The sequence below is a fragment of the Delftia tsuruhatensis NBRC 16741 genome (assembly GCF_001571325.1).
GTDB lineage: Bacteria > Pseudomonadota > Gammaproteobacteria > Burkholderiales > Burkholderiaceae_C > Comamonas > Comamonas tsuruhatensis.
In genome coordinates this window covers 94750-116444 of the sequence record NZ_BCTO01000010.1, presented here as the reverse complement: position 1 = coordinate 116444, position 21695 = coordinate 94750, and the positions used below count along the sequence as shown (strand labels likewise).

The following is a 21695-nucleotide window of genomic DNA, read 5'->3' as shown; positions in this document are numbered from 1 at the left end:
CGCCCGCCATGTCCTCCACCCCGACCTGCAAGATCAACCTCGCCCTGCAGGGCGGGGGCTCGCACGGCGCCCTGACCTGGGGCGTGCTGGACGCACTGCTGGAAGACGGCAGCCTTGTCTTCGACGGCATCAGCGGCACCAGCGCCGGCGCCATGAATGCCGTGGCCCTGGCACAGGGCTTTGCCCAGGCCGCGCGCCAGGAAAGCGATCCTGTGGCCGCCCAGGCGCTGGGCGCCCAATTGGCCCGCGCCTCGCTGACCGAACTGTGGGAAGGCGTGGGCACCATGGGCAGCCTGATGTGGGGCGCGCCATTGCCGGGCAGCCCCTTCATGGGCGTGCTCAACCAGTTCTTCTCGCCCTACCAGACCAACCCGCTGGACATCAACCCGCTGCGCAAGCTGCTCGAACGGGTCGTGGATTTCGAGGCGCTGACGCGTCCGCCCGTGGAGGGCGTGGTGCCCAAGGTCTTTGTCTGCGCCACCAATGTGCGCACAGGCCGGGGAAGCATCTTTTCGGGCAGAAGGCTCAGTGCCGACGCGGTCATGGCCTCGGCCTGCCTGCCCCAGCTGTTCAAGGCCGTGGAAATCGATGGCGAGCCTTACTGGGACGGCGGTTTCTCGGGCAATCCCGCCCTGTATCCCCTGATCTACGGCACGGCGTCCAGCGACATCCTGCTGGTGCAGATCAATCCCATCGAGCACACCGACCTGCCCAACACGGCGGCCGACATCATGGACCGCATGAACGAGGTCACCTTCAACGCCGGCCTGCTGTCCGAGCTGCGCGCCATCGAATTCGTCAAGCGCCTGCTGGAGCAGGGCAAGCTGGACCCGGCACGCTACAAAAAGGTGCTGCTGCACCGCGTGGACGGCGGCGCGGTGCTCAAGGGCTACGGCGCCTCGACCAAGACGCGCTCGGACATGCGTTTCGTGCGCGAGCTGTTCGAACTGGGGCGCGAGCAGGGACAGCACTGGCTCCAGCAGCACCGCAGCGACATCGGCGTGCGCCAGACACTGCACATCAACGACAATTCACCCTGATTTTTCGATCCAACGCCAGCTTCCCAGGACTCCCGTAGCGCCATGCACGACCACGACCCGAACTGCCTGTTTTGCCGCATCATCAAAGGCGAGATCCCTTCCCGCAAGGTCTATGAAGACGATGAAGTCTTCGCCTTCCACGACATCCATCCCGGCGCGCCCATCCACTTTCTGATGGTGCCCAAGAAGCACATCCCCTCCATGGCCCAGGTCCAGGCCGACGACGCTGCGCTGCTGGGCCGCATGATGGTGCTGGCGCCCCGCCTGGCCGCCGAGCAAGGCTGCAATCCGTATCCCGATGGCGGTTTCCGTCTGGTGGTCAACACCGGCACCGAGGGCGGACAGGAAGTCCACCATCTGCACATCCATGTCATGGGCGGCCCCCGCCCCTGGCTGAAGGGCTGAAGCCTTTGCTGGACGCAGGCTTGCGCGCAAGATGGCCCGCCTCTTGCTTGCGACTTCTGCGTACATGCGCCGGCCGAACGGCTTTTGTGGGGCCTTGCGAACTGCCGCCATGGCCCGGCGTCTAAAATGATCTGCAATTCTTAGGAGAGATTCTCATGGGCTCGTTTTCCATCTGGCATTGGCTGATCGTCCTGGCCATCGTGGTTCTGGTGTTCGGAACCAAGAAGCTGAAGAACATCGGTTCCGACCTTGGCGGTGCAGTCAAGGGCTTCAAGGACGGTGTGAAGGACGGCTCGACCTCCACCGACACCCCCGCAGCTGCCCCTGGCCAGGTTGCAGGCCAGACAGCCACCGACAAGGCCACCATCGACGTCGAAGCCAAGCAAAAGAGCTGATGGTCCGCACGCCAAGCCTCCATGTTTGATATCGGTCTGTCCAAGATGGCGCTGATCGGCGCCGTGGCTCTCGTGGTCATCGGCCCCGAGAAGCTGCCGCGCGTGGCGCGCACCGTCGGTACCCTGCTGGGCAAGGCCCAGCGCTACGTCTCCGATGTGAAGGCCGAGGTCAACCGTTCGATGGAACTCGACGAGTTGCGCAAGATGAAGGACACGGTGGAAGGCGCGGCGCGTGACGTCGAGCAGTCCATCCACACTTCGGCCGCCAATTTCGAGAAGGACTGGAACGAGTCCACGGCATCGCTCAACGGCACGTCTTCCTCGTACGACTCCTCTTCCTACGGCTCCGACAGCGATACGTACAGCGCCGTGGCGCCGGCCTACCGCCACCCGGGCAAGAACTGGCGCCTCAAGCGTGCTGCCGTGCCCCAGTGGTACAAGGCCCGGGCCGGCGTGCGCACCAAGGCGCAGTCGGGCGCGGCGCGCGTGGCGCGCTTTCGTCCCCAGAAGACCCGCTGAAGATGCTGGCGCGCAGCGGGCCACGAGGCAACCGGCCCAGCCTCTGCCACCCGGGCACCCGCCATCGCCCCACCCTGCCCGATCCGTCGGGCTTTCTGCTTTTCATACCAGGTCCGTGGACGCCCTTGCGGCCCGCCGCGGTTTCGCACCATGTCCGACATTCCACCTAAAGACGACGAGCTGGCAGGCACCGAGCAGCCTTTCGTCCAGCACCTGATGGAGCTGCGCGACCGCCTGCTCTACTGCATCTACGGCATCGGTCTGGCGATCGCCGTGCTGGCCGTATGGCCCGGCCCCAACGGGCTGATCGACTTCATCGCCCACCCGATCAAGGCCCACATGCCGCCCGATGCCAAGCTCATCGCAGTCGGCGTGTTCACCCCCTTCTTCGTGCCGCTCAAGGTACTGATGATGGTGGGCATCTTGGCCGTGCTGCCCTGGATCATGTACCAGATGTGGGCCTTCGTGGCGCCCGGCCTGTACAGCCATGAAAAGCGCTTTGCGCTGCCGCTGATCATCTTCGGCAGCCTGCTGGCCTATATCGGCATCGCCTTCGTGCAGTTCTTCGTGCTCGACAAGATGTTCGCCTTCATCCAGGGCTTCACCCCGGACAGCGTGGCGGCCACGCCGGACATTGCATCGTATGTGGAGGCCATCCTGTCGCTGTACCTGGCCTTTGGCCTGGCCTTCCAGGTGCCCATCGTGGTCATGCTGCTGGTGCGCTTCGGCCTGGTGGACATCGCCAAGCTCAAGTCCTTCCGCGGCTATTTCATCGTGGTGGCCTTCATCATCGCCGCCGTGGTCACGCCGCCCGACGTGATCTCCCAGCTGGCCCTGGCCGTGCCCATGTGCATTCTTTACGAGATCGGCATCCTGGGTGCAGGCTGGTTCAGCCGCGTCTCCAAGGCGCCGGAAGAAGAAGCCGAACCCGGCACCGCAGTGGACAAGCCCGCAGAGGATAAACCCTCCCCCTGAGTCGCTTCGCGCCTTCCCCCAGAGGGGGACGACACCCTCGGTGCGGGGCGGCGCGGCCGGCCCAGGCCCTTCCTCGGTGTCCCTCGCTTTAGGGCGCGCCAGTTTCAAGGGCCTACGCTGAAACACGAGGAATTTGTAATAAAAAGCCCTTGGTTCATCACCAAGGGCTTTTTCTTTGTCTATGGCCAAGCCCCTTCCGGGGTTGGCATCTCACCGAGGCAGGTCGGACGTGCCCATGAGGAACTCGTCAATGGAGCGAGCGGCCTGGCGGCCTTCGCGGATGGCCCAGACCACCAGGGACTGGCCGCGGCGCACGTCGCCGGCGGCGAAGAGCTTGGGCACGCTGGTGGCGTAGCCGCCCGTGAAGTCGGTAGTGGCCTTGGCGTTGCCGCGTGCGTCCTTGTCCACGCCAAAGGCATCGAGCACGGCCTGCACGGGGCTGACGAAGCCCATGGCCAGCAGCACCAGGTCGGCCTTGAGCACCTGCTCGCTGCCGGGCACCTCGACCATCTTGCCGTCCTTCATTTCGATGCGCACGGTCTTGACGGCCGTGACTTGGCCCTTCTCGCCGATGAACTCCTTGGTGGCGATGGCGAACTCGCGCTCGCAGCCTTCCTCGTGGCTGGAGCTGGTGCGCAGCTTGATCGGCCAGTAGGGCCAGACCAGGGGCTTGTTCTCCTGCTCGGGCGGCATGGGCATCAGCTCGAACTGGGTCACGCTTACGGCGCCGTGGCGGTTGCTGGTGCCCACGCAGTCGGAGCCCGTGTCGCCGCCACCGATGACGATGACATGCTTGCCATCGGCACGCAGCTGGCCCTTGAGCTTGTCGCCGGCATTGACCTTGTTTTGCTGCGGCAGGAACTCCATGGCGAAATGGATGCCCTTGAGCTCACGGCCGGGCACGGGCAGGTCGCGCGACTGCTCGGCACCGCCGGTCAGCAGCACGGCGTCGAACTCGGCCATGAGCTGCTCGGGGCTGACGGTTTCCTTGGCCCAGTTGGTGACCTTGGAGTCTTCGCCCAGGCCGTCCTTGCCCGCCACCAGCACGCCGGTACGGATCTTGACGCCTTCGGCCACGAGCTGCTCGACGCGGCGGTCGATGTGCGACTTCTCCATCTTGAAGTCGGGAATGCCGTAGCGCAGCAGGCCGCCGACGCGGTCGTTCTTCTCGAACAGCGTCACATCGTGGCCGGCGCGGGCCAGCTGCTGCGAGGCCGCCAGGCCTGCAGGGCCGGCGCCGACCACGGCGACCTTCTTGCCGGTCTTGCGGCTGCTGGGCAGCGGCTTGACCCAGCCTTCGGCCCAGGCACGGTCGATGATGGCGTGCTCGATGGACTTGATGCCCACGGCGTCGTCGTTGATGTTCAGGGTGCAGGCGGCCTCGCAGGGGGCGGGGCAGATGCGGCCCGTGAACTCGGGGAAGTTGTTGGTGCTGTGCAGCACGGCGCTGGCGCTCTTCCAGCCGCCGTGGAAGACCAGGTCGTTGAAGTCCGGAATGATGTTGTTGACCGGGCAGCCGTTGTTGCAGAACGGCGTGCCGCAGTCCATGCAGCGCGCGCCCTGGATCTTGGCCTGGCTGTCATCGAGGCCGATGACGAATTCCTTGTAGTGCTTCACGCGCTCGGCGACGGGCGCATAGCCCTCCTCGAGGCGCTCATATTCCATGAAGCCGGTGGTCTTTCCCATGATTCGTTGTCCTGATGTGTGGGGTGCAGGGATGGATGCGGGCTGCTGCCCGCATCCTTCGCTTCCTTGTTATTTGGCGGCCACGGCTTCCTTGGCGTGTTCCTCGACCTCGGGCGTGGCGGGCTCTTCCATCACCTGGCGCTCGTACATCTCGGACAGGGCACGCTTGTACTCGCTGGGGAAGACCTTGACGAACTTGGAGCGGGCTGCCGCCCAGTTGTCCAGCAGATCGCGGGCGCGCTTGGAGCCCGTCCAGCGGCTGTGCGCCTCGATCAGCGCGCGCAGCTGGCGCTCGTCGGTTTCGCGGCGGTGCCAGACGGCGGGCGAGACCTGGGCCAGGTGCTCGTCGTGGGGCAACACCTGGTCCAGCGAGACAGACGCCTTGTTGCAGCGCTCGGCGAAGCGGCCATCCTCGTCGTAGACATAGGCCACGCCGCCGCTCATGCCGGCGGCGAAGTTGCGGCCGGTCTTGCCCAGCACCACCACGGTGCCGCCGGTCATGTATTCGCAGCCGTGGTCGCCCACGCCTTCGACCACGGCGGTGGCGCCAGACAGGCGGACCGCGAAACGCTCGCCGGCCACGCCGCCGAAGAAGGCCTCGCCGCTGGTGGCACCGAACATCACGGTGTTGCCCACGATGGTGTTGCTGGTGGTATCGCCACGGAACTCATGGCTGGCGTGCACCACCACGCGGCCGCCGGACAGGCCCTTGCCCGTGTAGTCGTTGGCGTCACCGCGCAGGTTCAGCGTGATGCCGTTGCACAGGAAGGCGCCGAAGGACTGGCCGCCAGTTCCCTCGAAGTGGATGCGGATGGTGTCATCGGGCAGTCCTTCGGGATGCACGCGCGTCACGGCACCGGAGAGCATGGCGCCCACGGAGCGGTTGACGTTGCGCGCCACTTCCATGATGCGCACGCGCTCGCCGTTCTCGATGGCGGGCTTGCAGCGCTCGATGAGCTTCACGTCCAGCGCCTTGTCCAGCAGGTGGTCCTGCTTTTCGACATGGAAGCGCGCCACGTCGGCGGGCACTTCGGGCTGGGCGAACAGGCGCGAGAAGTCCAGGCCCTGGGCCTTCCAGTGCTGCAGGCCCTTGCGGGTGTCCAGCAGGTCGGAGCGGCCGATCAGGTCGTCGAACTTCGCCACGCCGAGCTGGGCCATGATCTGGCGCACTTCCTCGGCGATGAAGAAGAAGTAGTTCACCACATGCTCGGGCTTGCCCGAGAACTTGGCGCGCAGCACCGGGTCCTGCGTGGCCACGCCCACGGGGCAGGTGTTCAGGTGGCACTTGCGCATCATGATGCAGCCCTCGACGACCAGGGGCGCCGTGGCGAAGCCGAACTCGTCGGCACCCAGCAGCGCGCCGATGACGACGTCGCGGCCGGTCTTCATCTGGCCGTCGGCCTGCACGCGGATGCGGCCGCGCAGGCGGTTGAGCACCAGGGTCTGCTGGGTCTCGGCCAGGCCGATTTCCCAGGGCGAGCCCGCATGCTTGATGGACGACCAAGGCGATGCGCCCGTGCCGCCGTCATGGCCTGCGATGACCACGTGGTCGCTCTTGCACTTGGCCACGCCGGCCGCGATGGTGCCCACGCCCACTTCGGACACGAGCTTGACCGAGATGTCGGCGTGCGGCGCCACGTTCTTCAGGTCGTGGATCAGCTGGGCCAGATCCTCGATGGAGTAGATGTCGTGGTGGGGCGGGGGCGAGATCAGACCGACGCCGGGCACGGAGTGGCGCAGCTTGCCGATGTAGTCGGACACCTTGCCGCCGGGCAGCTGGCCGCCCTCGCCGGGCTTGGCGCCCTGGGCCATCTTGATCTGCACCTGGTCCGAGGACGACAGGTACTCGGCCGTGACGCCGAAGCGGCCCGATGCCACCTGCTTGATCCTGGAGCGCAGCGAGTCGCCGTCCTGCAGCTCGATGTCGGCCTCGACCTTGTCGGCGCCGATGATGGAGCCCAGGGTCTCGCCCTTCCTGATCGGGATGCCCTTGAGCTCGTTGCGGTAGCGCTGGGGATCTTCCCCGCCTTCGCCGGTGTTGCTCTTGCCGCCGATGCGGTTCATGGCCACGGCCAGCGTGGCATGGGCCTCGGTGCTGATGGAGCCCAGCGACATGGCGCCCGTGGCAAAGCGCTTGACGATCTCCTTGGCCGACTCGACCTGGTCCAGCGGGATGGCCTTGGACGGGTCGAACTTGAACTCGAACAGGCCGCGCAGCGTCATGTGGCGCTTGCTCTGGTCGTTGATCAGCTGGGCGTATTCCTTGTACGTGCTCCAGTTGTTGGAGCGCGTGGAATGCTGCAGCTTGGCGATGGCGTCGGGCGACCACATGTGCTCTTCGCCACGGGCGCGCCAGGCGTATTCGCCACCGGCGTCCAGCATGGTCTCCAGCACGGGATCGTCACCGAAGGCCGCGCGGTGGTTGCGGATGGTTTCCTCGGCGATCTCGAACACGCCGATGCCCTCGACACGGCTGGCCGTGCCGGTGAAGTACTTGTCCACGGTGTCGCTGTTCAGGCCGATCACCTCGAACAGCTGGGCTCCGCAATAGGACATGTAGGTGGACACGCCCATCTTGGACATGATCTTGGACAGGCCCTTGCCGATGGCCTTGACGTAGTTGTAGATGGCCTTGTCGGCCGACAGGTCGCCACCCAGCTCCTTGTGCATGTCGGCCAGGGTTTCCATGGCCAGGTAGGGATGCACGGCCTCGGCGCCGTAGCCTGCCAGCACGGCGAAGTGGTGCACTTCGCGCGCCGTGCCCGTCTCCACGACCAGGCCGGCCGTGGTACGCAGGCCCTCGCGCACCAGGTGCTGGTGGATGGCCGACAGCGCCAGCAGCGCGGGAATGGCCACCTGGGTGGCGCTCACATGGCGGTCGCTGATGATCAGGATGTTGGCGCCGCCCTTGATGGCGTCCACGGCCTGCGCGCACAGCGATGCCAGCTTGGCTTCCACGCCCTGCTTGCCCCAGGACAGCGGGTAGGTGATGTCGATCGTTGCGCTCTTGAACTTGCCCTGCGTGTGTCGTTCGATGTCGCGCAGCTTGGCCATGTCGGCGAAGTCCAGCACGGGCTGGTGCACTTCCAGGCGCATGGGCGGGTTGACCTGGTTGATGTCCAGCAGGTTGGGCTTGGGTCCGATGAAGGACACCAGCGACATCACGATGGCTTCGCGGATGGGGTCGATCGGCGGGTTGGTCACCTGCGCGAACATCTGGCGGAAGTAGTTGTACAGCGGCTTGTTCTTGTCCGACAGCACGGCCAGCGGGCTGTCGTTGCCCATGGAGCCGATGCCTTCCTCGCCGTTCTTGGCCATGGGGGCCAGCAGGAACTTGATGTCTTCCTGCGTGAAGCCGAAGGCCTGCTGGCGCTCGAGCAGCGGCAGGCTGGCGGCCTCGGGGCCGGCATGGGTGTCACCGCCCACGCTGCCCAGCTTGATGCGCAGGTTCTCGATCCACTGCTTGTAGGGCTTGGTGTTGACGATGTTGGCCTTGAGCTCGTCGTCCTCGATCAGGCGGCCCTGCTCCAGGTCGATCAGCAGCATCTTGCCGGGCTGCAGGCGCCACTTGCGCACGATGGCGCTGTCGGGCACGGGCAGCACGCCGGCTTCGGACGCCAGGATGACCAGGTCGTCATCGGTGATCACGTAGCGCGAGGGGCGCAGGCCGTTGCGGTCCAGCGTGGCGCCGATCTGGCGGCCGTCGGTGAACACGATGGAGGCAGGGCCGTCCCAGGGCTCCATCATGGCGGCGTGGTATTCATAGAAGGCGCGGCGGCGCTCGTCCATGGACTCGTGCTGTTCCCAGGGCTCGGGAATCATCATCATCACGGCCTGGCTGATGGGGTAGCCGGCCATGGTCAGCAGTTCCAGGCAGTTGTCGAACGTTGCCGTGTCGGACTGGCCGGCGAAGCTGATGGGATAGAGCTTCTTGAGGTCCTCGGCCAGCACGGGCGAGGCCATCACGCCCTCGCGCGCCAGCATCCAGTTGTAGTTGCCGCGCACGGTGTTGATTTCACCGTTGTGGGCCACGTAGCGGTAGGGGTGGGCCAGCGGCCACTCGGGGAAGGTGTTGGTGGAAAAGCGCTGGTGCACCAGGCCGATGGCCGAGACGCAGCGCTCGTCGGACAGGTCGTTGTAGTACACGCCCACCTGGTCGGCCAGCAGCAGGCCCTTGTAGACCACGGTGCGGCTGCTCATGCTGGGAACGTAGTATTCCTTGCTGTGCTTGAGCTTGAGGTTCTGGATGGCGGCGCTGGCCGTCTTGCGGATCACGTACAGCTTGCGCTCCAGCGCGTCCTGCACGATCACGTCGGCGCCGCGGCCGATGAAGACCTGGCGCAGGATGGGTTCCTTTTCCTGGACCGTGGGCGACATGGGCATGTCGCGGTTCACGGGCACATCGCGCCAGCCCAGCAGGACCTGGCCTTCGGCCTTGATGGCGCGTTCCATCTCCTGCTCGCAGGCCAGGCGCGAGGCGTGTTCCTTGGGCAGGAAGATCATGCCCACGCCGTACTCGCCCGCGGGCGGCAGGGCCACGCCCTGCTTTGCCATCTCTTCGCGGTAGAGCTGGTCGGGAATCTGGATCAGAATGCCCGCGCCATCGCCCATGAGCTTGTCGGCACCCACGGCGCCGCGATGGTCGATGTTTTCGAGGATCTTGAGCGCGCCGGTGACGATGTCATGGCGCTTGACGCCCTTGATATGTGCAACAAAGCCGAGGCCGCAGGCGTCGTGCTCGTTGCTCTTGGAGTACAGACCGTGGTCTTGGAGATGCTTGATCTCGGCAGCCGTCGTCATGGCGGAATCCTCAAATTTTTCGCAGGGAACGCAAGATTAAGGCAAGGCATCACCTCATGCAATAAATTTATATAAGGGTCAGATCCCAATTAATTCCAGAACAAAAAAATCGGAAATTAATAAGGGACATATTTATTTCACAGAGACCTGCGATGAGGAATCAAGCACTTGCAGTCCATCAGTGGGTACTAACGCACTGTTGTGGTGCGCTCATTGGTCCGTCCTGGCGGACGGCCGGCGCGCTGGCGGGTCACGCGGCGCTCGGTGCGCTGTTGTAAATCGGCAATGAATTGCTCATCGCCCAGCGCCCAGCCCCGCAGCGCCGACTGGCTGATGCGTTCACCGTCATCGCTGCTGACGCCCTCTTCCACGGCCGACACATACGCCGCGTCGCGCGCAAACGGGGTGTTGCCCAGCTCCCAGAACACGGCATGGGGCTGGATCAGCGCGTCGCTGCGCAGGCCGGCGTTGTGCGCGTAGCTGGACCAGGGCCAGTCGGCCGGCCGCTGGACCAGGCCGGCGCGCACGGGGCTGTCGTCCATGAAGACCATGGTGGGCAGCAGCCAGCTGGGCTGCAGCACCGTGCCGCGATAGCGACCTTCCCACAGCGTGCCGCTGCGGCCGTGGCGGTCGTTGAAGTAGCGCACATAGCGCCGGCCCACGGCCTGCATGAACCTGGGCAGGCCATCGTCGGTGCGCGGCGTGGCCAGCAGGTGGAACTGGCTGGGCAGGAGCACGTAGGCATGCACGGCCAGCTCGCAGCTGCGCGCCATCTCGCGCAGCAGCCCCAGCATGGTCTCCCGGTCCTGGGCATCGATGAAGATGTCCGCGCCGTTGTTGCCGAGCTGGATGATGTGATGCGGCAGATCCGCAATGGTGAGTCTGGGCAGGCGGGCCATGGTGCTGGGTGCAGGCAAGCGGGTGCAGGGCGTGGAGCGGCAATTATGGAGCGCCCCGCCCCGCCCCGCGCTGCCGCACTGCGCCACACTCCGTTTTACAGGGAAAGACGCGACGAGGCCCTCAGCAGCTGGCTCACCAGCTGCGTGGCGGCCAGCAGCCGGGGCAGCAGTTGCACGCGCATCATCTCGGCGCTGTTGCGGTTGGCCTGGCCGCTGATGTTGAGCGCGGCCACGGTGCGCCCTGCCGCGTTCTTCACGGGCGCCGCGATGGAGATCAGGCCTTCGGCCAGTTCCTGGTCCACCAGGGCCCAGCCCTGGGTGCGCACCTCCAGAATGCGCTGGCGAAGGCGGTCATCATCCTGCTCGGTCAGGGCCGTGAACTGCCGGCGCTCGCGCGCATCCAGCAGGGCCTGCAGGGATTCATCGCTCTCGCCGGCCAGCAGCACGCGCCCCATCGAGGTCCAGCAGGCCGGCAGGCGCGAGCCCACGCTGAGGTTGGTGCTCATGATCTTGTGGGTGTGCACGCGCAGCACATAGACGATGTCGCCCCCATCGAGCACGGCGGCCGAGCAGGACTCCTTGACCTCGTCGACCAGGTTCTCCATCACGGGCTCGGCCAGGTTCCAGACCGGGGTGGAGCTGAGGTAGGCAAAGCCCAGTTCCATGATGCGCGGCGTGAGCTGGAACAGCTTGCCGTCGCTCTTCACATAGCCCAGCGTCTGCAGCGTCAGCAGGATGCGCCGGGCCCCGGCGCGCGTGAGCCCCGTGCGCGCCGCCACCTCGCTGAGCGTCTGCGCGGGCGCCTCGGCGCTGAACGAGCGGATCACGCCCAGGCCGCGCGCAAAGGACTGCACATAGCTGTCGCCGGGGCGCGGCGTACCGCCCTCTTCTTCAACCCCACCTGTGGAAATTACGGAAGCGGCATTTTTTTCCATGGCTCTATAATTCTTTCTGCGAACTTTTGTTCTACATACGAACATTTTAGCGCAGCGCCAGCGGCCTGCATACCGGAGACAAGCAAGTGATCAACAAAATCACCGACACCATCGCCGAGGCGTTGTCGGGCGTCCAGGACGGCTCCACCGTGCTGATCGGGGGCTTCGGCACCTCGGGCAATCCCACCGAACTCATCGACGGCCTGATCGCCCAGGGCGCACGCGAGCTGACCGTGGTCAACAACAACGCGGGCAACGGCGACCAGGGCCTGGCCGCGCTGCTCAAGAGCGGCCAGGTGCGCAAGATCATCTGCAGCTTCCCCCGCCAGGTGGACAGCTGGGTGTTCGACGACCTGTACCGCAGCGGCAAGATCGAGCTGGAACTCGTGCCCCAGGGCAACCTGGCCGAGCGCCTGCGCGCCGCCGGCGCCGGCATCGGCGGCTTCTTCTGCCCCACGGCCTATGGCACGGAGCTGGCCAACGGCAAGGAAACGCGCGAGATCAACGGCAAGCACTATGTGCTGGAGCATCCCATCCACGGCGACGTGGCACTGGTCAAGGCCGAGAAGGGCGACCGCTGGGGCAACCTCACCTACCGCATGTCGGCCCGCAACTTCGGGCCCGTGATGGCCACGGCGGCCAAGCACACGATCGCCACCGTGCACGAGATCGTGGAGCTGGGCGCGCTGGACCCCGAGGCCGTGGTCACGCCCGGCATCTACGTGAGCCAGATCGTGAAGATCGACCGCGTGGCCACCCAGGCCGGCGGCTTCAAGAAAACCGCATGAGCGCCCCAACCGCCGAAAGCAAGAGCATGAGCAGCTACCAGAAACGCAGCAAGCAAGAGCTGGCCCGGCGCGTGGCCGAAGACATCTTCGACGGCGCCTATGTCAACCTGGGCATCGGCATGCCCACCCAGGTGGCCAACCACATCCCGGCCGGCCGCGAGGTCATCCTGCAAAGCGAGAACGGCATCCTGGGCATGGGCCCGGCGCCCGCCGAAGGCCAGGAGGACTATGACCTGACCAATGCCGGCAAGCAGCCCGTCACCCTGCTGCCGGGCGGCTGCTACTTCCACCATGCCGACAGCTTCGCCATGATGCGCGGCGGCCACCTGGACATCTGCGTGCTGGGCGCCTTCCAGGTCTCGGCCACGGGCGACCTGGCCAACTGGAGCACGGGCGAGGCCGGTGCCATTCCCGCCGTGGGCGGCGCCATGGACCTGGCCGTGGGTGCACGCCAGACCTGGGTGATGATGGACCTGCTGACCAAGACCGGCGAATGCAAGGTCGTCGAGGCCTGCAGCTATCCGCTCACGGGCCTGTCCTGCGTCAAGCGCATCTACACCGACCTGTGCACGCTGGAATGCACGCCCGAGGGCCTGCGCCTGATCGACACCGTGCCTGGCCTCTCGCACGCCGAGCTGCAGTCCATCGTGGGCCTGCCCATCAAGGACGCGACGGCCACGGCCTGATCCCTCCGCTCCCCCAGTGGGTGCGCTGCGGCGCACCCCGGCACCTCTTCATTCTTTTCCCAGGAGACACCATGAGCCAGTCCAACCAGGCCTTCATCTGCGACGCCATCCGCACCCCCTTCGGCCGCTACGGCGGCGCCCTGTCCCCGGTGCGTGCCGATGACCTCGGCGCCGTGCCGATCAAGGCGCTGATGGAGCGCAACCCCGGCGTGGACTGGGCGGCCGTGGCCGACGTGCTCTACGGCTGCGCCAACCAGGCCGGCGAAGACAACCGCAACGTGGCGCGCATGTCCGCCCTGCTGGCCGGCCTGCCCATCGATGTGCCGGGCGCCACCATCAACCGCCTGTGCGGCTCGGGCCTGGACGCCGTGGGCACGGCCGCGCGCGCCATCAAGGCGGGCGAGGCCCGCCTGATGATCGCAGGCGGCGTGGAAAGCATGAGCCGCGCCCCCTTCGTCATGCCAAAGGCCGAAAGCGCCTTCAGCCGCAGCAACGCCGTCTATGACACCACCATCGGCTGGCGCTTCGTCAACAAGCTGATGAAGCAGCAGTACGGCGTGGACTCCATGCCCGAGACGGCCGAGAACGTGGCTGACGACTTCAAGATCGAGCGCGAAGCCCAGGACCGCATGGCCCTGGCCAGCCAGCAAAAGGCGGCCGCCGCCATCGCGGCCGGCTACCTGGCCAAGGAAATCGTGCCCGTGTCCATTGCCCAGAAGAAGGGCGACGCCATCGTGGTGAGCCAGGACGAGCATCCGCGCGCCACCACCATCGAGGCGCTGGCCAAGCTCAAGGGCGTGGTGCGCCCGGATGGCACGGTAACGGCCGGCAATGCCAGCGGCGTGAACGACGGCGCCTGCGCCCTGCTGCTGGCCAACGAGGAAGCCGCCAGGCAATACAACCTGGTGCCCCGCGCCCGCGTGGTCGGCATGGCCGTGGCCGGCGTGGCCCCGCGCATCATGGGCTTCGGCCCGGCGCCCGCCGTGCGCAAGGTGCTGGCCCTGACCGGCCTGACGCTGGAGCAGATGGACGTGATCGAGCTGAACGAAGCCTTCGCCGCGCAGGGCCTGGCCGTGCTGCGCGATCTGGGCATTGCCGACGACGACCGCCGCGTCAACCAATGGGGCGGCGCCATTGCGCTGGGCCATCCGCTGGGTGCCTCGGGCGCGCGCCTGGCCACCACCGCCGTGAACCAGCTGCACACGCTGGGCGGCCGCTACGCGCTGTGCACCATGTGCATCGGCGTGGGCCAGGGCATTGCCGTGATCCTGGAAAAGGTCTGAGACTGCGATGAGCACCGTGGACAACAAGACACCCGTCACCGTGGTCAGCGGCGCCAGCAACGGCATCGGCCGCGCCATCGCCGAGGCCCTGCTGGCCCAGGGCCGCGCCGTGGTCAATCTCGACTACGTGCTGCCCGACTGGAGCCATCCGCTGCTGGTGAGCTACCAGGCCGACCTGACCAGCGAGCAGGCCACCGCCGAGGCGGCGGCCCGCATTGCCGCCGCGCACAACGTGGTGGCCCTGGTCAACAACGCGGGCGCCACGCGTTCCGGCACCATCGACAACGCCAGCACCCAGCATCTGGACGATGTGGTGGGACTGCACCTGCGTGCGCCCATGCTGCTGGTACAGGCCTTCCTGCCCACGCTGCGTGCCTGCGGCGAGGGCCGCATCGTGAACATGTCCTCGCGCGCCGCGCTGGGCAAGCCCGACCGCATCGTCTACTCGGCGACCAAGGCGGGCCTGATCGGCCTGACGCGCACCCTGGCCATGGAGCTGGGCCGCGACCGCATCACGGTCAATGCCCTGGGCCCCGGCCCCATCGCCACCGAGCTGTTCACCAAGAGCAACCCCGAAGGCGCGCCGCAGACCCAGCGCATCCTCAACAGCATTGCCGTGGGCCGCATGGGCACACCGGAAGACGTGGCCCGTGCCGCGCTGTTCTTCCTGTCGCCCGACAACGGCTTCGTCACCGGCCAGGTGCTCTACATCTGCGGCGGCACCACGTTGGGCGTGGCGCCCGTCTGACCGACCGTTTGACCGAACGCCTGACCGAACGCCTTCCCAGGCACAACCCCCTTCAAGAAGAACCACTGGAAGCGCCCGCCTGCACAGGCGGGCGCCACACAGGGCATTGCCCTGGCCCAGCCCGGCGTTGCCGGGCCCGGCCATCCACCTTATTGCCGAATCAGGAGACCTCTCGATGTTTGATCAAACCACCCGTTTCACCCGCCGCCGTGGCCTGCAGGCGCTGGCCGCCGCATCCCTGACCGCGCTCGGCGCCCTGTCCGGCACCGCCGCCCTGGCCCAGGACGGCTTCCCCAGCAAGCCCATCACCATCCTCGTGCCCTTCGCCGCTGGCGGCACCACCGACATCCTGGCGCGCATCGTCGCCCAGGCGCTGCAGCAGGAGCTGGGCCAGACCGTGATCGTGGACAACAAGCCCGGCGCGGGCGGCAACATCGGCGCCGTGGCCGCCGCACGTGCGCCGGCCGACGGCTACACGCTGTTCATGGGCACCGTGGGCACGCATGCCATCAATGCCGCGCTCTACGCCAAGCCCGGCTTCGACCCCATCAAGGACTTCTCGCCCCTGACGCGCGTGGCCAACGTGCCCAACCTGCTGGTAGCCCACCCCAGCCAGCCGTTCAAGACCGTCAAGGAAATGATCGCCTATGCGCGTGCCAACCCCGGCAAGCTGAACTACGGCTCCTCGGGCAGCGGCAGCTCCATCCACCTGTCGGGCGAGCTGTTCCGCTCCATGACGGGCCTGGACATGGTGCACGTGCCCTACAAGGGCAGCGCCCCGGCCATCACCGACCTGCTGGGCAACCAGATCGCCATCATGTTCGACAACATGCCCTCGGCCATCCAGCATGTGCGCTCGGGCAAGCTGCGTCCCATCGCCGTGACCACGGCCAAGCGCTCGCCGGAACTGCCCGATGTGCCCACCGTGGCCGAAGCCGGTGTGCCAGGCTACGAGGCCACCTCCTGGTTCGGCCTGTGGACCCAGGCCAAGACGCCCGCCGCCGTGCAGCAGCGCCTGTACACGGCCATTGCCAAGGTGCTCAAGGACCCGGCCGTGGTCAAGAAGATCAACGACCAGGGAGGTGATGTCGTGATCGATACGCCGGCCGAATTCCTCGCCTACATCAAGGCCGAATCGACGAAGTGGAGCAAGGTCGTAAAAGACTCTGGAGCACAGGTGTAACTGGCCTCCCCCTGAGCCGCTGCGCGGCTTCCCCCTGAAGGGGGACGGCGCCATCGCCGCGAGGCGGCTCTTGCTCGGCGCCCCTGGTGTCAGGCTGCGCCGGTTTCCAGCGCCATGCGTTTGAGCATTGAAATGGGGAATAAAAAAGAGCTGCCTCCGGGCAGCTCTTTGCATTGGGGTGTCAGGTGCTCAATCCAGCAGATCGGAGTAGTCACCCTTGTCGTAGCCTTCGATGGCCTTCCAGGGCTGGGCCAGCGGTGCGGGCAGCTTGGTGGCGGTGACGACGATGCGCTCGGTGCCGTGGGAGTCGCTGCGCTCCACGCGGCGGGCGAACTGGTTGGCCACGTCCCAGTCGATGACAGTGGTCTGCTCGCCTGCCTTGCCGCGGTAGCGCTGCACGCCGTTGTGCGGCTTGCCCACGCGCTCCATGCCCTGCAGCGCGGTGGGTGGCACGATCCAGTACACGTTGTCGAAGGAGCCGCCGTAGCCGACGTTGCCGTGGTGGGCCAGGTCCACGCTGATGACGCGGCGCAGCTTGGCCAGGATGACTTCCACGCCCACCTTGCCGTCATCGGCGCGGCGGATGGACAGGGGTGCGGCGCGGGCTTCGTCATGGGCGTGGCCGGCGTGCGGGCCGTGGGCGTGGTCATGGCCGTGCTCCTGGCTCTGGCGCAGGGCGGCGGGCATTTCGCGCTCTATCCACAGCTGGGCCTTGCGGCGGTAGACGCGGTTGGTATAGACGCTGCTGCGCTGCACGCCGTCGCTGCCCACGCTCATGGCTTCATAGGTGATGCGCAGGTCGGCTTCAGGCGTGGCCTGCACGGCGGCCGTGGTGCGCGCCACGGAATCCGCAGGGACTGCGGCCGTGGGTGCGGGTGCCGGCTTGGGCGGCTCGGCGGCCCATGCTGCGGAGACGGAGCAGGCCAGCAGCGCGGCCGCGTAGATGGGGCGCGCCGCGCGCGGCGCCGGAAGGGAGAGCGTCATGGAATCCAGCCAATGCGAAAAAACCGGGGCCGGGCACACGCATGCGCCACGGCTCCGGCCAGGGGTTGGCAAGCAGCCAACGAAGGAAGAAACAATTACAGGCCAGCGGCTTCGCGGACCTTGGAGAACACCTTGGTGTTGTCCATCGTGCCCTTGAAGATCTTGGCTCCCGCGCCGCCGGCGAACAGCATCACGTCGCCGCCGCCATGGGTCTCGGAGCCCGGCGTGCCCAGGTTCAGGCCCACCTCCTGCAGGTAGTTGTCGTCCGTGGTGTCCACGCCGCTGAGGTCCTGGCGCTCCGCGCCGCGCGTGGGCGCGATCCAGGGCTTGTTGCCATCTTCGGCATTGACCTGGCTGGAGGCCGTGGCGTTGGGACGTCCGCCATTGCCGAAGGCCAGCGTGGTGTAGGGCTTGCCGTCCTGGGCCTTGGCCATCTGGCCGCTCTGGTAGTCCTGCACCTTGCCCAGGATGGGGTTGCCGATCCTGGAGTAGCCGTTGAACACCATGTTGTGGTCGTGATCGGCGGTGACGACGATCAGCGTGTTCTTCAGGCCCGGATCCTTCTTTTCCATGTAGGCCATGACGGTCTCGATGGCGCGGTCGAAGGCCAGCGTGTCTTCCAGCGCACGCTTGGCATTGGTGCCGTGCAGTGCGTGGTCGATGCGGCCGCCTTCCACCATCAGGAAGAAGCCCTTGTCATTGCGGCTGAGCACGTCCAGCGCCTTGCCGGTCATGTCGGACAGGCTGGGCTCGTCCAGCCTTTGCTTGACGCGGTCCAGCTCGTAGGCCATTTCGCTTTGCGTGAACAGGCCCAGCAGCTTGGGCGCCTTGGTCGCGTCCAGGGCCGCCAGCTCGCTGCCCTTGGCGACATAGGCGTAGCCCTTGGCCTTCATCATGTCCACGAGGTTGGCCGTGTCCGTGCGCTTGCTGCTGGGGTTGACCGACTTGGGCAGGTAGTTGCGCTGGCCGCCACCCATGAGCACGTCGATGCCGTCGCCCAGCCTGGCGTTGTAGTTGGCATGGCCGGGCACGGACTGCTCGGCAATGCTGTTGTAGCCATTGCGGTTGCAGATATGGGCATAGGTGGCCGCAGGCGTCGCATGGCCCACGCGCGTGGTGGAGATGGCGCCCACGGCGCGGCCCTTGGCCTTGGACAGCTCCAGCAGGGTCTGCGCGGGCTGGCCGTTGCCGGCCGGGCAGGTGGTGTCCTCGCCGTTGATGTACTGCTGGCCGTTGGCCGCGTAGGCCATGGTCTCGGCCGACATGGAGATGACTTCGTTGTTCATCTTCACGCCGGTCATGTAGGCGGCCATCGAGGGCGCGCTGTCCGTGGTCTGGCCATCGCGCGAGAAGGTCTTGATGCGGCTGGCGTAGGGCAGGGACTGCATGGTCAGCGTGGCGCGTTCGCTGCTGGCCAGGGAGCCGGCCTTTTCGGCCAGCTGCTTTTCACCCTTGTAGATGCGCGCGGCGGTCACGGTGACCGGGCCCATGCCGTCGCCGAGGAAGAAGATGACGTTCTTGGCCTCGCCAGCCGCATGGGCTGCAGGCGCCAGCAGCGCCAGCGCGCCGGCCGCCGCCAGGGCGAGGGAGGTCTTTTGAAGGATCGGATGCATGTGGAATTCCTTGAGTGCCTTGATTGCAGCGTGCGGCATCACAAGCCGATGCTCTTCTTGATCAGCGTGAAGACGGTGGTGTTGTCGATCACGCCCGAGAACGTATCGGCACCCATGCCTTGAGCCCCCAGGAACACGTCGCCGCCGCCGTGGGTTTCGGAGGCCAGGGGCACCACGGCCTCCTGCAGGTAGTCGGGGCTCTCCAGCGAGGCCGCGTCGATGGGGCCGCGCGTGGCCAGGCGCTTGGGACCGTTGCCGAAGCCCAGGATGGTGTAGGGATTGCCATCCACATCGGTGGAGGCCTTGCCGTCCACGTAGTTCTTGACCAGGCCCAGCACGCCGGGCTTGCCGGCCTCGGTCTTGCCGGTGCGCGCGGCATAGCCGTTCAGGTGCAGCGTGTGGTCATGGTCGGCTGTGACGACGATCAGCGTGTTCTTCAGGCCCGGATCGAGCTTGGCCATCTTGTCCAGCGCGGTCTGGATGGCGTTGTCGAAGGCCACGGTATCCTGCAGCGCGCGGCGCGCGTTGGTGGCGTGCAGCGCATGGTCGATGCGGCCGCCTTCCACCATCAGGAAGAAGCCCTTCTTCTTGGCCGACAGTGCGTCGATGGCCTTGCCCGTCATCTCGGCCAGGCTCGGTTCCTTGGTCGCGTCGCGGTCCAGGTCATAGGCCATGTGGTCCTTGGTGAACAGGCCGGCGATCTTGCTGCCGTCCACGGGCAGCTTGTCGAACTCGCTCTTGTTGGCGGCGTAGCTGTACTTTTGCGTCTTGAACTCGGCGATCAGGTTGCGGCTGTCGTTGCGGCGGCCGCCGTCGGCCTTGGGCGTGAAGTAGTACGAGCCACCGCCCAGGATCACGTCCACGCCGTCGCCGAGCTTGCTGTTGTAGCCGGATCCGCCAGGCACCAGGGCCGCGGCGATGGTGTTCTCCGCATCGCGGTGGCAGACGTGCGAATAGGTGGCTGCCGGCGTGGCATGCGTGATGCGCGCGGTGGAGACCACGCCCGTGCCGTAGCCGGCGGACTTCATCTGCTCGAGCAGCGTGGGAACGGCCTGGCCGTTGCCGCTGGGGCAGGTGCTGTCGTAGTTGGTGTGATAGGCCTTGCCGCTGGCATCCGTGGCCTTGGTGTCGGGCGTCATGGAGATGACTTCGTTGTTCATCTTCACGCCGGTCATGTAGGCGGCCATCGAGGGTGCGCTGTCCGTCACCTGGGCGTCGTTCGAGAAGGTGTGGACGAAGGCCGTCTCGGGCAGCTTGTCCATGGTCAGCTCACCGTCTTCGCCCACGCTGTAGATGCGCGCGGCGGTCATGGTGGTGATGCCCATGCCGTCACCCAGGAAGAACAGCACGTTCTTGGTCGGGGTGGCAGCGGACGATCCATCGCTGCCGCCACAGGCGCTCAACAGCAGCGACGCACCGGCCAGCGCGCTGCACAACATCTTCAGTTTCATGCGGATATCCCTCTGTAGGCAGGGGACCCCGCGGCAAGGCCGCGCCCTCCCCCTGTTGATTGATTTGTGCACTGTAGGAACAGCCCGTGACGAGCCAGTGACAGTCAGCCCAGGCCGGCAGGCGTATCGTTGCAGGCAAGGCGCTGAGGGCCGGATAGCATTGCGGCCAGCCCAGCGACGGAACAAGGAACCCCATGAACCAGACAGCCCAAGACCCGATCGCCTCGCAGGCCCCGGAAGCGCCGCCCAGGCCGGTGCTCGACTACCCGTTCGAGGCGCCGCCGCAGCACGGGCAGACGCTGGAGGTGGCGCCCGGCGTGCTCTGGCTGCGCATGCCCCTGCCCTATGCGCTGGACCACATCAATCTCTGGGCCATCGATGACGGCCAGGGCTGGGCCATCGTCGATACGGGTGCGCGCACCGACGAAGGCGTGGCCACCTGGCGCGCGCTGTTCTCCCAATCCACCGATGGCCGCTCGCTGACGCGCGTCTTCGTCACCCACATGCACCCCGACCATGTGGGCCTGGCCGGATGGCTGACGCGCAAGTTCCATGTGCCCCTGTACATGACGCGCCTGGAGTACCTCAACTGTCGCGTCGTGGTCTCGGACTGCAGCCGCGAGGCCCCGCCCGACGCCATCGCCTTCTACCGCCGCGCAGGCTGGAGCGACAGCGCACTGGAGTCCTACCGCGCCCGCTTCGGCAACTTCGGCAAGCACATCCATGCCCTGCCCGACAGCTACCGCCGCCTGCACGATGGAGAGGAACTGCGCATAGGAAAACACCTGTGGCGCGTGGTGGTCGGCAGCGGCCACTCGCCCGAGCACGCCAGCCTGTACTGCCCCGATCTCAAGCTGCTGATCTCGGGCGACCAGGTGCTGCCGCGCATCTCGTCCAACGTCTCGGTCCACCCCATGGAACCCGATGCCAACCCCATGGCCGACTGGATGGAGTCTCTGGAAAAGGTCAGGCGCGAAGTGCCCGACGATGTGCTCGTCCTGCCCGCGCACGGCGATTGCTTTCGCGGCCTGCATGCGCGCATCGATTCGCTGGTGGCAGGCCAGGAGCGTGCCAGCGACCGGCTGCTGGCCGCCCTGGCCGAGCCGCGTCGCGCTGTCGATGTCTTCGGCGCCCTCTTCTCACGCCCGATCAGCGAATCCAGCCCCGCCCTGCTGGGCATGGCCACGGGCGAAAGCCTGGCCTGCCTGAATCATTTGATGCATGCGGGGCAGGTGCAGCGCAGCATCGATGCCGATGGCATCGCCTGGTACCACGCCGTGGAGGGGGCCTGAGACTGCAGCGGCA

At 66.5% G+C, this 21695-nt stretch carries 18 protein-coding genes; 11 read left to right on the top strand and 7 right to left on the bottom strand.

Features of this window, described 5'->3' with window-relative positions; all coding sequences use genetic code 11:
* The first annotated feature begins 8 nt into the window (after positions 1-8).
* The 5 genes from DTS01S_RS03580 (at position 9) to tatC (ending at position 3334) form a co-directional block, all read left to right on the top strand.
* Positions 9-1040, top strand: coding sequence for a patatin-like phospholipase family protein (locus tag DTS01S_RS03580; protein WP_016445562.1), 1032 nt, complete (start codon positions 9-11; stop codon positions 1038-1040).
* A 42-nt stretch (positions 1041-1082) separates the two neighbouring features.
* Positions 1083-1445 carry a histidine triad nucleotide-binding protein gene (locus DTS01S_RS03575; protein ID WP_016445561.1) on the top strand — a complete coding sequence of 121 codons (363 nt, stop codon included), beginning with the start codon at positions 1083-1085 and terminating at the stop codon, positions 1443-1445.
* Between the two features lie 155 nt (positions 1446-1600).
* Entirely contained in the window at positions 1601-1840 is a 240-nt protein-coding gene (gene tatA / locus DTS01S_RS03570; RefSeq protein ID WP_016445560.1) for a Sec-independent protein translocase subunit TatA, read from the top strand.
* Positions 1841-1861: 21 nt separating this feature from the next.
* Entirely contained in the window at positions 1862-2359 is a 498-nt protein-coding gene (gene tatB, locus DTS01S_RS03565) for a Sec-independent protein translocase protein TatB (protein ID WP_061287364.1), read from the top strand.
* A 150-nt stretch (positions 2360-2509) separates the two neighbouring features.
* Positions 2510-3334 carry a twin-arginine translocase subunit TatC gene (gene tatC / locus DTS01S_RS03560; protein WP_016445558.1) on the top strand — a complete coding sequence of 275 codons (825 nt, stop codon included), beginning with the start codon at positions 2510-2512 and terminating at the stop codon, positions 3332-3334.
* A 210-nt stretch (positions 3335-3544) separates the two neighbouring features.
* Here the strand turns inward: tatC and DTS01S_RS03555 are convergent, their stop codons facing one another.
* The 4 genes from DTS01S_RS03555 to DTS01S_RS03540 form a co-directional block, all read right to left on the bottom strand.
* Entirely contained in the window at positions 3545-5020 is a 1476-nt protein-coding gene (locus tag DTS01S_RS03555) for a glutamate synthase subunit beta (RefSeq protein ID WP_016445557.1), read from the bottom strand.
* A 69-nt stretch (positions 5021-5089) separates the two neighbouring features.
* A complete protein-coding gene (locus DTS01S_RS03550) occupies positions 5090-9820 on the bottom strand; it encodes a glutamate synthase-related protein (protein ID WP_061287363.1) in 4731 nt (1576 codons plus the stop codon).
* A gap of 188 nt (positions 9821-10008) precedes the next feature.
* Positions 10009-10719: a transposase gene (locus DTS01S_RS03545; RefSeq protein ID WP_016445555.1), complete on the bottom strand. Its 711-nt coding sequence runs from the start codon at positions 10717-10719 to the stop codon at positions 10009-10011.
* A 95-nt stretch (positions 10720-10814) separates the two neighbouring features.
* Entirely contained in the window at positions 10815-11654 is an 840-nt protein-coding gene (locus DTS01S_RS03540; protein WP_061287362.1) for an IclR family transcriptional regulator domain-containing protein, read from the bottom strand.
* Between the two features lie 86 nt (positions 11655-11740).
* Between DTS01S_RS03540 and DTS01S_RS03535 the strand changes: the two genes are divergently transcribed.
* The 5 genes from DTS01S_RS03535 to DTS01S_RS03515 all read left to right on the top strand — a co-directional run bounded on the left by DTS01S_RS03535 (position 11741) and on the right by DTS01S_RS03515 (position 16342).
* Entirely contained in the window at positions 11741-12442 is a 702-nt protein-coding gene (locus DTS01S_RS03535; protein WP_012207359.1) for a 3-oxoacid CoA-transferase subunit A, read from the top strand.
* A 26-nt stretch (positions 12443-12468) separates the two neighbouring features.
* The gene (locus tag DTS01S_RS03530; RefSeq protein ID WP_026062883.1) at positions 12469-13128 is read left to right on the top strand and encodes a 3-oxoacid CoA-transferase subunit B; all 660 of its coding nucleotides are present in this window, start codon (positions 12469-12471) and stop codon (positions 13126-13128) included.
* Between the two features lie 71 nt (positions 13129-13199).
* Complete coding sequence (gene pcaF / locus DTS01S_RS03525; RefSeq protein ID WP_017407348.1) at positions 13200-14411, top strand: 3-oxoadipyl-CoA thiolase; 1212 nt, start codon at positions 13200-13202, stop codon at positions 14409-14411.
* A gap of 7 nt (positions 14412-14418) precedes the next feature.
* Positions 14419-15159, top strand: a complete 741-nt coding sequence (locus DTS01S_RS03520) for an SDR family NAD(P)-dependent oxidoreductase (protein WP_017407347.1) — start codon at positions 14419-14421, stop codon at positions 15157-15159.
* 175 nt (positions 15160-15334) lie between these two features.
* Positions 15335-16342, top strand: coding sequence for a Bug family tripartite tricarboxylate transporter substrate binding protein (locus DTS01S_RS03515; RefSeq protein ID WP_017407531.1), 1008 nt, complete (start codon positions 15335-15337; stop codon positions 16340-16342).
* Between the two features lie 189 nt (positions 16343-16531).
* Here DTS01S_RS03515 and DTS01S_RS03510 read toward each other — a convergent pair whose 3' ends face one another.
* The 3 genes from DTS01S_RS03510 to DTS01S_RS03500 form a co-directional block, all read right to left on the bottom strand.
* Positions 16532-17326 (bottom strand): hypothetical protein, encoded by a 795-nt coding sequence (locus tag DTS01S_RS03510; protein ID WP_017407532.1) that lies wholly within the window; start codon positions 17324-17326, stop codon positions 16532-16534.
* A gap of 95 nt (positions 17327-17421) precedes the next feature.
* Positions 17422-18939 (bottom strand): alkaline phosphatase, encoded by a 1518-nt coding sequence (locus tag DTS01S_RS03505; protein ID WP_061287395.1) that lies wholly within the window; start codon positions 18937-18939, stop codon positions 17422-17424.
* Positions 18940-18977: 38 nt separating this feature from the next.
* Complete coding sequence (locus tag DTS01S_RS03500; protein WP_061287361.1) at positions 18978-20390, bottom strand: alkaline phosphatase; 1413 nt, start codon at positions 20388-20390, stop codon at positions 18978-18980.
* Between the two features lie 194 nt (positions 20391-20584).
* Here DTS01S_RS03500 and DTS01S_RS03495 point away from each other — a divergent pair, with 194 nt between their 5' ends.
* Positions 20585-21682, top strand: a complete 1098-nt coding sequence (locus DTS01S_RS03495) for an MBL fold metallo-hydrolase (protein ID WP_017406650.1) — start codon at positions 20585-20587, stop codon at positions 21680-21682.
* The last annotated feature ends 13 nt before the right edge of the window (positions 21683-21695 follow it).